Below are 13282 nucleotides of genomic sequence, written 5' to 3' on the forward strand. Positions count from 1 at the left end.
GGCCTGGACGCCATATTCCAGCCGCGCATCACGGGTGGATCCCGGGTTCCGCTGCGCGGCCCCGGGATGACGGGGGTTGGGGCTGAACCGAAGCGATCAACCGGAAACGGTATGACAGGTTGAGGGCGGCGTCCCGTCCCGGCTCGCACCGGCGCGGGACGCGCGCGCTCGCCGCCGACGGCCGGATCGCCCGGCCGCGCCCTACCCGACCCCGACCGGATGCTTCACCACGAACGGCGTGCGCATCGTGACCAGTTCCTCGCCGAGCGTCGGATGCACCGCGATGGTGCGGTCGAAATCGGCCTTGGTCGCGCCCATGGTCACGGCGATGCCGACGGCCTGGATGATCTCGCCGGCATCCGGCCCGAGCACGTGGACGCCGACCACCCGGTCGCTGGCCCGATCCACCAGAACCTTCATGATCACCCGCTCGTCGCGGCCCGAGAGCGTCGCCTTCATCGGGCGGAAGCTCGCCTTGTAGACGTCGATCTCGCCGTAGCAGCGGCGGGCCACGTCCTCGTTGTGGCCGATCACGCCGATCTCCGGCGTGGAGAACACGGCGGTGGCGATCAGGCGGTGATCGACGCACCAGCGCTTCCTGCCGAACACCGTGTCGGCGAAGGCGTGGCCCTCGCGGATCGCCACGGGGGTGAGCGCCGCGCGGCCGTTCACGTCGCCGACGGCGTAGATCGAGGGGACCTTGGTCTGCGAATCCGCCTCGACGGGGATCGCGCCGCGGGCGTCGAGATCGATGCCGACCCGCTCCAGCCCGAGCCCGGCGACGTTCGGGCGCCGGCCGGTCGCCACCAGCACGCAATCGACGGTCAGGCTCTCGCCGTTGCTCAAGCGCGCGCGGATCGCCGAGCCGTCACGGTCGAGGCGCTCGACGGTCTGCTCCAGGCGCAGGTCCATCCGCTTGGCGTAAGCCTCGCCGAGCGCCTCGGCGATCTCGGGATCGAAGCCGCGCAGCAGGCTCTTTCCCCGGTGGAGCAGCGTCGTCTTCGAGCCGAGGCTGGCGAAGACGCCCGCGAACTCGACGGCGATGTAGCCGCCGCCGACCACGAGGATGCGCTCGGGCTGGCTCTCCAGCTCGAACACGCCGTTCGAATCGATGGCAAGCTCCGCGCCGGGGATCAGCGGCTCGCGCACCGGCGACGCGCCGGTCGCGATCAGGATGACGCGGGCCCGGACCGTGCGGTCCGCGCGGACGAGGCGCACCGTGTGCGGGTCCTCGATCACCGCCCGGTCGGCCACGAGCTCGACGCCGGCACCGGCAAGGTTGCGGCCGTAGATGCCCTCCAGCCGGGCGACCTCCGCATCGCGGGAGCGCTTCAGCACGGCCCAGTCGAAGGCCGGCTTCTCCAGGCGCCAGCCGAAACCGGCGGCGTCCTCGAACTCGTCGGTGAAGCGGCCGGCATAGACCATCAGCTTCTTCGGCACGCAGCCGCGGATCACGCAGGTGCCGCCGACGCGGTACTCCTCTGCCAGCATCACTCTCGCGCCGTGGCCGGCGGCGATGCGGGCCGCCCGCACGCCCCCCGAGCCGCCGCCGATCACGAACAGGTCGACGTCGAAGGACTCGCTCATCTCGGTCTCGCTCATGCGCTCTCGCGTGCGCTCTCATATGGGGGCCGCGCGCAGGATGCCGCCCGCAGCCATGTGATGGCGGCCCCGCAGCCCGCCGTCCACCACCCCTGCCACGCGCCGTGCTCGACGAACATCACCGCCACCGCCGCGCCGAGCAACCCGAGGGCGGTGGCGAACAGGAGCCGCGGCAGGGCCGACGCCGCCCGCAGGGCCAGAAAGGCGACGAGGGCGGCCAGCCCCGCGCCGACGAAGCCGAGTTCGGACCAGATCTGCAGGAAGCTGTTGTGCGGGTGGCCGACCGCCAGCATCGCCCGCATCTCCGGTTCGAGGGAAGCCGCCGCCGGCACCTCGGCGAAGCGCAGGCCCATGCCGTAGCCGGAGCCGATCCAGGGCGCCTGCGCCACCGCGGCGCCGAAGCTCTGGGCGATGGCGACCCGCGCCCGCGACGAACTCTGGGTCAGCCGCTCATGCGCCGCCTCCGGCATCAGCCGGTGGAGGATGTCGCCCTCCACCGGGGCCAGGGCGAAGGCGAGCGCGAGGGTGAGCGCGGCGAGCGCCAGGGCGATCCGCCTGGGCAGGAAGCGCCCGACCGCGAACATCACGCCGCCCGCGAGCAGCCCGAGGGCGGCTGCGCCGCTGATCGAGCGCAGGATCGCCAGCGCCGCCACCGTGACGAGGGCCCCGGCGGCGAGGCGGTGGCCGCGCAGGGCGAGGAAGGCGGCGAGCGGCCCGGCGAGCATCAGCACCGTCAGCAGCGGGCGGTTGAACATGAACAGGGCGACGCGCTGCCCGAGCCAAGCCTGCGGCGCGAGGTCGAGGGCGAGGCTCCCCGCAATATAGAGGCAGGCGGCCGCGAGCAGGCCCGCACCGAGCGGCAGCGCCCAGGGCGGCAGCCGGACCGGCGCGAGCCGGGCGAGGATCGCCGCGGCGACGAGCGTCGGCAGGAACTCGGACAGAACCCGTCCCCACAGCCCGGGAAACGGGGTCCAGGCCAGCGAGGCGAGGCACCAGCCGAGGAAGGCGAGCGCGGCGAGGCCGAGCGGCGTGCGCAGGGGGCCGATCAGGAGCGTGACGGCGCGCCCACCCTGCTCGGCGACGGCGCCGGCGAGGAACAGCAGGGCGCCGATTCCGACGACGAGCGGGCTCGACCGGTTGGCGAGCGCCATCATCGGCGCCACCAGGGCCAGGGCGACGGCGCCGGCGGCGTAGAGGCGCGGCGCCGCGGCGGGGCCGGCGATCACTGGAGCTGGTGGCCGCGCTTGCCCATCTCGGCGCGGGTGCGGACCATGATGTATTCCGACACCTCCTGGGTCCAGTCCTGCATGGCGCCGACCATGTCATCGAGGATCTGCGGCTGGGTCTCGACGTAGCGCTTGCCCGCGGGCGAGCGGAAGAAGGTGACGATGTCCTTCAGCTCGGCCTCGCTCAGGCGCTTGGCGTAGATGCGCGCGGCGACGTTGATCAGCCGCTGCTTCTGCAACTCCATCTCGGGGTCGAGCCCCTTCAGCACCTCGTCCAGATCCTTGGCGAGGTCGGGCCGCGTCACTGCGTTCTTGCGGATCTGCTCGGCCATGGTCGGGATGATCGAGTCGAACGAGCGGGCGATGCCCGAGCTCATCATCACCTCGCGGGCGAGCGCGAGATGAGACGGGCTGATCTCCGGCTCCGGGGCCGGGGCCGGCGGCGGGGGCGTGCCGGGTTTCGCGGTCGGCTTCGGGGAAGCGGCCGGGGGCTTGGCGGCCGGCTGCTGCGCGTGCGCGGCCGGCACGAGGACGGCCTGCGACAGCAGGGCCGCGAGGAAGGGGCCGCCCAGAGCGGCGAGACGGAGGACCATGCGGGAGAAGCTCCGAGGAGAGGAAGGATGAAGGCCGGGCGTCAGAGGCGGCCGAGAACGCTGACGGCCGCCGCCTCGCCGTCCGCCGCGGCGAGGATGGCCGCGTCGGCGATGCCGAGGAACAGGCCGTGCTCGACCACGCCCGGCACAGCCCAGAGCCGGGCGGACAAAGCCTCCGGATCGGGGATCCGGCCGAGACGCAGGTCGAGGATGGCGTGGCCGCCATCGGTGAGAAGGGTCGCGCCGGACGCGTCGTGGCGGCGGACGATCTCGCCCGCGCAGCCGGACTGCGCCACCGCCGCCTCGACGGCGCGGAGGGTGGCGCCGATGCCGAACAGGTTCACCTCGACCGGCAGCGGGAAGGCGCCGAGCGTCTCGACGCGCTTGCCCGCGTCGGCGATCACCACCATCCGGCGGCTCGCCACGGCGACGATCTTCTCGCGCAGCAGGGCGGCGCCGCCGCCCTTGATCAGGCGCAGGTTCCCGTCGACCTCGTCGGCCCCGTCGATGGTGAGGTCGAGTTCGGGCAATTCCTCGAGCGTCGCGAGCGGGATGCCCTCGCGCTCGCAGGCGAGGCGGGTCGCCTCCGAGGTCGGCACGCCGGTGACGGACAGGCCCGCGCGCACGCGCTCGCCGAGCAGCGCGATGAAGGCGGCGGCCGTGCTGCCCGTACCGATGCCGAGGCGCATCCCGTCCTCGACCAGGGGGATCGCGCGCTCGGCGGCCGCCCGCTTCAGGTCCGGCGCGCTCACGAAACGACCTCGGGAAGCGATTTCATCGGAGCTCTCGGACCGTCGAATCTGGGGCGGGTGGGGAGGCAGGCCCTAGCACGCCTCCCCGCCGCGGCAAAAGCCGGACGAATGGCAGCACGACGGGTCCCGGTTGAAGCTCGTCCGGCGGCCTTCCCGTCGGCCGTCAGGGACGCGTCCCCTGCGGCGGCGTGGCACTCGGGCCGGCGCGGCCGGGGGCCGGTCCGGTCGCGGCGGCGCCCGCCCCGCTCGCCGTTCCGGCGGGCGGCGGGCCGGCCTGCTCGGTGCAGACCACGAGTTCCTGACGGATCTGCACGTAGCAGGCGCTGGTTTCCCCCGTCCGGTAGTTGACCCGGTAGATCCCCGATTCACGGGCATGGCGCGAGGCGATCAGGCCGTACTCGCCCGGCGTCTGGGGGCCGGCGCCCTCTCCGGCGGCGAAGCAGAGCGTGACGCCGACGCTGTCGTCGCGCAGGCCGTACTGGCAGGAGGTGACCTCGCCGCTGGCGCGGTCGATCCGGTAGATCCGGTTCAGATCGACCGCGGGCGCGGCCACGAATTCGTAGGGGCCGGCGGCCTCGGCCGCCCGCGGCAGGCAAGCCAGGACCGGGACGAGCAGGCAGGCGGAGAGGCGCAGAAGGGAACGCATGGGGCGGGACATCGTCTTGTTGCGGAGAGCGAAACGGCGAATCACCGGCGAGCGCGATCAAGCACGCGCTCCGTGGCGGAGCTTGGGCAGAGAGGCAACACCGATGATCCGCGCTAACCGCCCATCAACCGCTAGGGTTGATCGTAAGGGACACGACCGCTAGCCAGCTTGATACTGAAACGCACCGGGACACCGATGACCGTGAACAGTTCCCCGATCGTCGTGTTCGATCTCGACGGCACCCTCGCCGAGACCGCGGGCGACCTGATCGGCACCCTCAACGTCATCCTCGCCCGCGAGGGCCACGCGCCGCTTCCCCTCGAACAGGCCCGCGACCTGCTCGGCGCGGGCGCGCGCGCCCTGATCCAGCGCGGCTTCACGGTCGCCGGCGCGAGCCTGACGCCGGAGCGGCTGGAGGGTCTGTTCCACGACTTCCTCGCCTATTACGGCGACCATCTCACCGACAATTCGTACCTCTTCCCCGGCGTGGTCGCGGCGCTCGACCGGCTGGAGACGGCGGGCTTCCGCCTCGCGATCTGCACCAACAAGGTCGAGTCCCACGCGGTGGCGCTGCTCGATGCGCTCGGCATCGGGCACCGCTTCCGCACCATCGTCGGCAAGGACACCTTCGCCTTCTCGAAGCCCGACCCGCGCCACATCACCCTGACGGTCGAGCGCGCCAGCGGTGACCCGCATCGCTGCGTGATGGTCGGCGATTCCAAGGCCGACGTCGCCGCCGCCAAGGCCGCCGGCATCCCGGTGGTCGGCGTGACCTTCGGCTACACCCCCGTGCCGATGCGCGACCTCGCGCCCGACTGGATCATCGAGCATTTCGACGCCCTGCCCGATGCGGTCGATGCCCTCCTCGCCCGCGAGACCGTGAAGCCCGCCGCCTGAAACGAGGTCGCGCGGCTTGCACCCGCGCGGGCGCTGGGCCACTGAGCCATGCGACGGGGCCCTCGACCGCCCCGTGGGGCGCGAGAGGCAGACCGGCGACATGAGCGAGACGGCAACCTTCGACCTGACGCTGGAGCGCATCGCGCTGATCCGGCGCATGGTCGTGGCCTGGAACGGGGCGGAGGCCGGCGCGCCGATGATCCATCCGGACGCACCCTACGGCAGCACCGACCGCGACGGCGACATCTTCAACGTCACCGGCGACGACGAGGGCGCCGACGAGGAGCACCGGGCGATGGGCGACGCGCTCGCCGTGTTCCTGCAGAACGCCACGCTGAAGCCCGGCCGCTACCAGTACCACAACCCGCTCGCCAAGCTCGCGCCGGCGGACGTCTTCGACGTGTTCCGTGACGAGGCCACCGGCGAGACGCCCGAGCACATCACCTTCGAGGTGACCGAGGAGCATCTGCGGCTGCTGCCGCAACTGAGCCTCGAATGGGACGACGCGTACGACGTGCCGAGCGTCGATCCGAAGCGGCCCTACGGCGCCATGACCTGGTACACGGTGGAGATGGCGGTCCATCTCGGCGAGCCGCCTGCGACGGACGCGGAGGGCCGGGCGATCCTGAACGACGAGCAGGAGAACCGCCTCGAGCGCCTGCACCGCGAGATGCAGCCGGCGATGCAGATCTTTCTGCGATACGGCGATCTCGGGCCGGGGCTTTTCCGTCAGCCCGAGGGCACGATCGGCTGGGAGCCGGCCTGACGGCGGCAGGGCCGTGACACGTTCCGACAGGGAGAGGCCGATGGCGCGCGGATGGGCAGCGGGGATGGTGCCGGGCACTCTCATGCTGGCGCTGGCATCGCTGGCCTCCCCGGCCCGGGCGAACGACAGCGCGGCGACCCTCGATGCGGGCGGTCTCGTCCTGGTGCGCGATGGCGAGATCGAACTGGCGAGCGAGGACCTTCGCATCGCCATCGACCGCATCGACGTCGATTACGTCTTCCGCAACCGCTCGACGGCGCCGCGCACCCTGCGCTTCGCCTTCCCGCTCCCGCCGATCGACGGGGCCGAACTCTCGTTCAGCGCCCTCTCGCTGCCCGTGCGGGGGAGCGCCAACTTCGTCGGCTTCACGGTCAAGGCCGACGGCAAGGTGATCGAGCCGGCCCTGGAGGAGCGCGCCTTCCTCGGCGCACAGGAGGTGACGGAGCGCCTCAGGCGGCACGGGCTGCCGCTCAATCCCCTGCGGCGCGAGGAATTGGAGAGCGCGCTCAAGCGGCTCGCGCCCGCCGATCTCGACGCCCTGCACAAGGCCGGCCTGCTGTCCGAGCCGAGCCCGGACGCCGGCGCGCAGTGGCGCGGCGAGGCGAAGTTCCACTGGGAGCAGACCTCCCCGGCGGACGCGGAGCTGCGGATCTCCCATAGCTACGCGCCGGTCGCCGGCAACTGGTTCCTCGCGCCCAAGGAGGCCGCGGCGCGCGACTTCCGTGCACGCTACTGCCTCGACGAGGCCGGCCTTGCCGGCATCCGGCGCCTCGCCGGGGCGAAGCCGGAGGGCTACACCCGCGCCTTCGAGGTGCCCTACATCGTCACCACCGCACGGAACTGGGCCGGGCGCATCGGCCGCTTCACCCTGACCGTGGACAAGGGGCGCGCGGATGCCCTGGTCAGCTTCTGCCGGCAGGGCGTGCGCAAGACGGGTCCGACCACCTTCGTCTGGGAAGCCCGCGACTACGTGCCGGATTCCGACCTGCGCGTGCTGCTCGTCTCGAACGATCCCGCCTTTTTGGGGGATCGCTGAGGCGAGGGGCTCAGCCCTCGCGCTTCTTCCGCTGCGCGAGCGTGCGAAGCCGCAGGGCGTTGAGCTTGATGAAGCCCGCGGCATCCCGGTGGTCGTAGGCGACCGCGCCCTCCTCGAAGGTGACGAGGTCCTGGTCGTAGAGCGAGTGCGGGCTCGTCCGTCCGATGACGTGGACGCCGCCCTTGTAGAGCTTGAGCCGCACCTCGCCGGTCACCTTCTCCTGGCTCTTGTCGATGAGAGCCTGGAGCATCTCGCGCTCCGGCGAGAACCAGAAGCCGTTGTAGATCAGCTCCGCGTATTGCGGCATGAGCTGGTCCTTGAGATGGGCCGCGCCGCGATCCAGCGTGATCGACTCGATGGCGCGGTGGGCCGGCAGCAGGATGGTGCCGCCGGGCGTCTCGTACATGCCGCGGCTCTTCATGCCGACGAAGCGGTTCTCGACGAGGTCGAGCCGGCCGATGCCGTTGGCCCGTCCCAGTTCGTTCAGCCTGGCGAGCAGGCTCGCGGGCGAGAGCCGCTCGCCGTCGATCGAGACCGCGTCGCCCCGCTCGAAGCCGATGGTGACGACGGTCGGCTGGTCCGGCGCTTCCTCGGGCGAGAGCGTGCGCGAATAGACGTAGTCCGGCACCTCGACGGCGGGATCCTCCAGCACCTTGCCCTCGGAAGAGGCGTGCAGGAGGTTGGCGTCGACCGAGAACGGGCTCTCGCCGCGCTTGTCCTTGGCGATCGGGATCTGATGCTGCTCGGCGAAGGCGATGAGCTGCTCGCGCGAGCGCAGGTCCCACTCGCGCCAGGGGGCGATCACCGTCACGTCGGGCTTGAGCGCGTAGTAGCCGAGCTCGAACCGGACTTGGTCGTTGCCCTTGCCGGTGGCGCCGTGGCAGACCGCGTCGGCGCCGACCCGTTCGGCGATCTCGATCTGCTTCTTGGCGATGAGCGGCCGGGCGATCGAGGTGCCCAGCAGGTAGACGCCCTCGTAGACGGCGTTGGCCCGGAACATCGGGAAGACGTAGTCGCGGACGAATTCCTCGCGCAGGTCTTCGATAAAGATGTTTTCCGGTTTGATGCCGAGAAGCTCGGCCTTGCGGCGCGCCGGCTCCAGCTCCTCGCCCTGGCCGAGATCGGCGGTGAAGGTGACGACCTCGCAGCCGTAGGTGGTCTGAAGCCACTTCAGGATGATCGAGGTGTCGAGTCCGCCGGAATAGGCGAGAACGACCTTCTTGACGGATTTGTTCAGGCGGGCGTCGGACATGGTGTCGGGCTCGGGCAACAGGGTGCTGGCGGATTAACAGCGGAGACGCGCGGCGCGCAACCGGCGGGGCGGCATGCCCGTTGCCTCGTTTCCGATCCCAGCTGCCCCGGAGCGTCGCCGCCGACGCGGGACGGGGTGCCGGCGGGACGGGCGTGACGACCGGAGAACCGACGAATGCCGCGGCGACCGACCCTGGAATTCTGGTACGAGTTCGCCTCGACCTATTCCTACCTCTCGGCCATGCGCATCGAGGCGCTGGCCGAGGCGGCCGACGTGGAACTGCGCTGGCGGCCGTTCCTGCTCGGGCCGATCTTCGCGACGCAGGGCTGGAACAACTCGCCGTTCAACCTCTTCCCGGCCAAGGGCCGCAACATGTGGCGCGACCTCGACCGCGAGGCCGCCCGGCTCGGGCTGCCGCCGGTCACGCGCCCCAACCCCTTCCCCCAGAATTCCCTGAGCGCGGTGCGCGTGGCGACCTACGGCGCCGACCAGGACTGGCTGGTGCCGTTCTCCAAGGCGGTGTTCGAGACGAGCTTCGCCAGGGGCGGCTCCATCGCCGAGCCGGCGGCGGTGGGGCGCATCCTCGATTCGCTCGGCCTCGACGGAACCCAGATCCTCAAGGCGGCCGCCTCGGAGACCAACAAGAGCCGCCTGAAGGTCGTCGGCGAGGAGGCCCGCTCCCGCGGCATCTACGGCGCGCCGAGCTTCCTCACCGGGGACGGCGAGCTGTTCTGGGGCAACGACCGCCTGGAGCAGGCGATCGCCTGGGCCGCCGGCGACCGGCCCGACGGGTTGCGGTGAGGGGACCGGGCCGAAGCCCGGCGAGGCTTCAGACGGCGATCGGCTGCGTCGGTGTTGCGAGACTCTCGAGCAGCTCCGTCATCGGCCGCGGCCTGCCGATCAGGTAGCCCTGCACGTAGCGGCAGCCGTGGCGGCGCACGGCGTTCAACTGCTCCCTGGTCTCGATCCCCTCGGCGATGCCGTCGAGCCCGAGATTCTGGCACAGGTCGAGAATGGTGCTCACGACCCTGCGGCCGAGATCGGTTTCGACGTCGGCCATGAAGCCGCGGTCGATCTTGATCCGGTCGAGCGGCAGGCGGTGAACGTAGTTGAGGCTCGAATAGCCCGTTCCGAAATCGTCGAGCGCGATCGCGATGCCCAGCGCGCGCAGGAGCGTGATCGCCTGCTGCGCGCCCTCGAAGTCGCGCATCAGCGCCGTCTCCGTCAGCTCCAGCGTGATCCGCCGGGGATCGAGCCCGCTCTGCCGGACGGCGGCGAGGATGGCGAGGACGGTCTCCGGCGAGGCGAGGTCGTGCGAGGAGAGGTTGAACGACAGGCCGATCTCGGCCGGGAGCCGGGCCGCGTCGGCGAGCGCCTTGCGCAGGAGCAGCAGCGTCACCGAGTGGATCATGCCGCAGCGCTCCGCCACGGCGATGAAGCGGTCGGGCGGCACGCGGCCGAGCTTCGGGCTGGTCCAGCGCGCCAGCGCCTCGACCGTCGTGATCCGATCCGTCGTCGTATCGAGGATCGGCTGGTAGTGCATCTCCATCTCGGCGGCGAGATCCGCGCTCTGCAGCGCCGACTCGACCGCCCGCTCGGCCCGGATCGCGTCCTCGTGCTCCTGCGAGAACAGCGTCGTGGAACCGCGCTTGCGCTCCTTGGAATGGTAGAGCGCGTAGTCGGCCCGGTCGAAGAGCGCATCCGCGGCGCGGCTGGCGCTGGGATACAGCGCGAGGCCGCCGGAGCATCCCGGCACCACGTGCGTTTCGCCGAGCGAGATCGGCGCGTGCAGCGCCGCGCAGATGCGGTTGCACAGCGCCACCACCGCGTCGGGGCACGCGGCCGCGTGGATCAGCACGCCGAACTCGTCGCCGCCGAGGCGCGCGATCGTCACGCCGTCCGCGGCGAAGGTTGCGAGCCGGCGCCCGGTCTCCTCCAGCACCCGGTCCCCGGCTTTGTGGCCGAAGGTGTCGTTGATCGGCTTGAAGCGGTCGAGATCGAAGATCGCGAGGGCGAAGGCGGCGTTGCGGCCGTCCGAGGCGGCAATCGCGGCATCGAGGCGCTGGAAGAAGGAGCGCCGGTTGGGCAGCCCGGTCAGGCTGTCGGTATGGGCCAGGCGCCGGTTCTCCTCGCTGAGCCGCTGCGCCTCGGCCTTGGACGCGATCAGCTGCAGGAAGGCCAGGAAGTTGTTGGTGAGGATGCGCACCATCACCACGGTGACGAAGGCCGTGTTGAGCGCGATCGCGATGAAGACGCTGTTGCCGCTGGTGAAGCAGTAGATCGAGAAGCCGCCGATGACGATGACCGTCACCAGAAGGGCCGCGGCCGGCAGGTGCGTCAGGCAGAAGATGCAGGCGATGACGGTGATCGCGACGAAGATCGCGACGTGACCCTGCTCGAACGGGCCGCCATAGCCGTTGAGCGTCATCGCCCAGCCGACGAAGAAGGCCGAGAACAGGACGGTGAGGAGGCTCGTGCTGCGCAGTCGCCTCAGGGCCGCGGCCCAGGGGATGTCCTCCGGGCGCAGGCGCCACCAGTGCACGGCGCGCATCGCGCAAAGCGCGATCATGAGGCCGGGCAAACCGACCGTCAGCCAGGCCGGAGCGAGGGCGTAGTGGGTGTAGGCGAGCGCGCAGGCATTGACGGAGAGCAGCGCGTAGAGGGACGGAACCTGCTTCTGCAACTCCAGAAGCTGACGGGTGCAAGCCTCCGGATCGGTATATTGCGGAACGATGCCGCTCAGCAGCTCTCGCCGCCCCCGGATCAATCTCATCGCATGTTACCACACACAGGACGCCGAGCCGCCAGCACGTTTCGCGTGTATCCTTGCCGGATGATGTAATAGGTCCGGGACCTCCTAAGAATTCATTGCACCGAAAAGACACGGTCCGCGACCGGGCGGGCCTCGGGCGATCGATCGGCAGCGTCATCTATTCTCGCCCGCGCAGGATCCTGCAGCGTCGCTGGGAGCGTCGTCTTGAATATCGAATCGGATTGCCCGTCCGCGCGGCCGGCCGTCGGCCCCCGTTCCGCAACCATGGGAGGCGTGAGGGCTCAGCCGCGCGTCGCCGTGTCGACATGGATGTCACGGCCCCGCGTCTCCGGCAGCAGCAGGGCGGCGACGGTGCCGACGAGGCTGAAGGCGGCGAGGTAGTAGGCCGGCGCCATCCGGTCGCCGGTCGCGGCGATCAGCCAGTTCACGACGTAGTTCGTGCTGCCGCCGAAGATCGAGACCGACAGCGCGTAGACGATGGAGAGCCCGGCGCTGCGCACCGCCCGCGGCAGCGCCTCGGGGATGGCGACGATGATCGCCGCCGCGTTGATCGAGGACAGGGCCGAGAGCAGGAAGGTGACGGCGTAGACGTTCAGCGCGCTCGGCGCGCGCAGCATCCACAGGAAGGCCGGCACGGCCAGCACGAGGATCAGCGCCCGCGGCCAGACCATCACCGGACGCCGCCCGAACCGGTCGGCGAGCCAGCCGCCGAGGAGCGGAAAGATCACCGAGGCCAGCCCCAGCGCGATCGGAACGGCGTTGGCCGCCATCTCCGAGAGGCCGAGCGTCGCGCCGGCATAGACCGGCATGTTGGTGCCCACCGCGTTCGAGACGGTGGAGGCGGCGATGACGAGGAAGGTGAGGCCGAGCATCCGCCCGTGCCGGCGCAGCAGCCGGCCGAGCACCGCGCCCGTCGAGGCGGCGGCGGCCGGGTCGTGCCCCTCGCCCGCCGTCTCGGGCAGGTGGCTGCGGATCACGAGGCCGACCGGCACGACGAGGAGGCCGAGGCCGAACATCAGGCGCCAGCCCCAGTCGGCCATGGCCGCATCGCCGAGCACCAGGGTCAGCACGGTGGCGAAGAGGCCGGCGAACAGGGCCGCGCAGCCCTGGCTCGCGATCTGCCAGCTCGCGACGAAGCCGCGGTGGCGGGCCGGCGCCGCCTCGATCAGGAAGGCGGTGGAGGGCCCGACCTCGCCGCCGAGCGCCAGCCCCTGGATCAGCCGGCCGGCGATCACGATCACCTGCGCCCAGCCGCCGATCACCGCCGTGCCGGGGCAGGCCGCGAGCATCAGCATGCCGACGGCCATCAGCGCGATGGTGATGAGCATCGCCGGCTTGCGGCCGGCCCGGTCGGCGAAGGCGCCGATCAGCACGCCGCCCACGGGCCGCATCACGTAGCCGATGCCGAACAGCGCAAGCGAGGCGAGCAGGCTGTCGGTCGGGCTGTCCGAGGGGAAGAAGGTCGCGCCGATCGATTTCGCGAAGAAGGCGTAGATCGTGAAGTCGTAGAATTCGAGGGCGTTGCCGAGCACGACGGCGCCCACGGCCTTGCGGTCGAGGCGCGGCGGCGCGGCGCTGGCGGGCGAGGGCATCGTCATCCTGTCGTGAAGTCCCGGACCTTTGCGGCGCGGGTGGCCGGGTCCGGGCGGGGTCGGGAGGCCCGTAAGGGGCGTCGGTGAGGGCGGCAGGTAGGTCGCCGCCGCCGCGCCGCCACCCCGGCCGGGTCGGGCCTTCGATGC

12 protein-coding genes are annotated in these 13282 nt (G+C 71.2%); 4 read left to right on the forward strand and 8 right to left on the reverse strand.

From position 1 onward, the window contains the following. Positions 1 to 201: 201 nt before the first annotated feature. From gorA to ABS772_RS13925, 5 genes are all read right to left on the reverse strand, one after another. Entirely contained in the window at positions 202 to 1602 is a 1401-nt protein-coding gene (gene gorA / locus ABS772_RS13905; protein ID WP_350395421.1) for a glutathione-disulfide reductase, read from the reverse strand. Further along, positions 1599 to 2756 (reverse strand): O-antigen ligase family protein, encoded by a 1158-nt coding sequence (locus tag ABS772_RS13910; protein WP_350395456.1) that lies wholly within the window; start codon positions 2754 to 2756, stop codon positions 1599 to 1601. The genes gorA and ABS772_RS13910 overlap by 4 nt, the downstream gene beginning before the upstream one ends. A gap of 68 nt (positions 2757 to 2824) precedes the next feature. Next, complete coding sequence (locus ABS772_RS13915; RefSeq protein ID WP_238256929.1) at positions 2825 to 3421, reverse strand: DUF2059 domain-containing protein; 597 nt, start codon at positions 3419 to 3421, stop codon at positions 2825 to 2827. 41 nt (positions 3422 to 3462) lie between these two features. Further along, on the reverse strand, positions 3463 to 4173 hold the full coding sequence (rpiA, locus tag ABS772_RS13920; protein ID WP_350395422.1) for a ribose-5-phosphate isomerase RpiA: 711 nt from the start codon (positions 4171 to 4173) through the stop codon (positions 3463 to 3465). Between the two features lie 163 nt (positions 4174 to 4336). Further along, positions 4337 to 4831, reverse strand: coding sequence for a hypothetical protein (locus ABS772_RS13925; protein WP_350395423.1), 495 nt, complete (start codon positions 4829 to 4831; stop codon positions 4337 to 4339). Positions 4832 to 5014: 183 nt separating this feature from the next. Here ABS772_RS13925 and gph point away from each other — a divergent pair, with 183 nt between their 5' ends. The 3 genes from gph to ABS772_RS13940 all read left to right on the forward strand — a co-directional run bounded on the left by gph (position 5015) and on the right by ABS772_RS13940 (position 7518). Continuing rightward, positions 5015 to 5716 (forward strand): phosphoglycolate phosphatase, encoded by a 702-nt coding sequence (gene gph / locus ABS772_RS13930; protein WP_350395424.1) that lies wholly within the window; start codon positions 5015 to 5017, stop codon positions 5714 to 5716. A 100-nt stretch (positions 5717 to 5816) separates the two neighbouring features. Continuing rightward, complete coding sequence (locus ABS772_RS13935; protein ID WP_350395425.1) at positions 5817 to 6482, forward strand: hypothetical protein; 666 nt, start codon at positions 5817 to 5819, stop codon at positions 6480 to 6482. A 40-nt stretch (positions 6483 to 6522) separates the two neighbouring features. After that, entirely contained in the window at positions 6523 to 7518 is a 996-nt protein-coding gene (locus tag ABS772_RS13940; RefSeq protein ID WP_350395427.1) for a DUF4424 family protein, read from the forward strand. Between the two features lie 10 nt (positions 7519 to 7528). Here the strand turns inward: ABS772_RS13940 and ABS772_RS13945 are convergent, their stop codons facing one another. Further along, the gene (locus ABS772_RS13945) at positions 7529 to 8770 is read right to left on the reverse strand and encodes an argininosuccinate synthase (RefSeq protein ID WP_350395428.1); all 1242 of its coding nucleotides are present in this window, start codon (positions 8768 to 8770) and stop codon (positions 7529 to 7531) included. A 174-nt stretch (positions 8771 to 8944) separates the two neighbouring features. Here ABS772_RS13945 and ABS772_RS13950 point away from each other — a divergent pair, with 174 nt between their 5' ends. Beyond that, on the forward strand, positions 8945 to 9571 hold the full coding sequence (locus tag ABS772_RS13950) for a 2-hydroxychromene-2-carboxylate isomerase (RefSeq protein WP_350395430.1): 627 nt from the start codon (positions 8945 to 8947) through the stop codon (positions 9569 to 9571). A gap of 28 nt (positions 9572 to 9599) precedes the next feature. Here the strand turns inward: ABS772_RS13950 and ABS772_RS13955 are convergent, their stop codons facing one another. Together ABS772_RS13955 and ABS772_RS13960 are read right to left on the reverse strand one after the other, a co-directional pair. Continuing rightward, complete coding sequence (locus tag ABS772_RS13955) at positions 9600 to 11543, reverse strand: putative bifunctional diguanylate cyclase/phosphodiesterase (protein WP_350395431.1); 1944 nt, start codon at positions 11541 to 11543, stop codon at positions 9600 to 9602. A 281-nt stretch (positions 11544 to 11824) separates the two neighbouring features. Further along, entirely contained in the window at positions 11825 to 13135 is a 1311-nt protein-coding gene (locus ABS772_RS13960; protein WP_238256920.1) for an MFS transporter, read from the reverse strand. Positions 13136 to 13282: the final 147 nt, after the last annotated feature.

The sequence above is a fragment of the Methylorubrum podarium genome (assembly GCF_040270385.1).
Lineage (GTDB): Bacteria > Pseudomonadota > Alphaproteobacteria > Rhizobiales > Beijerinckiaceae > Methylobacterium > Methylobacterium podarium.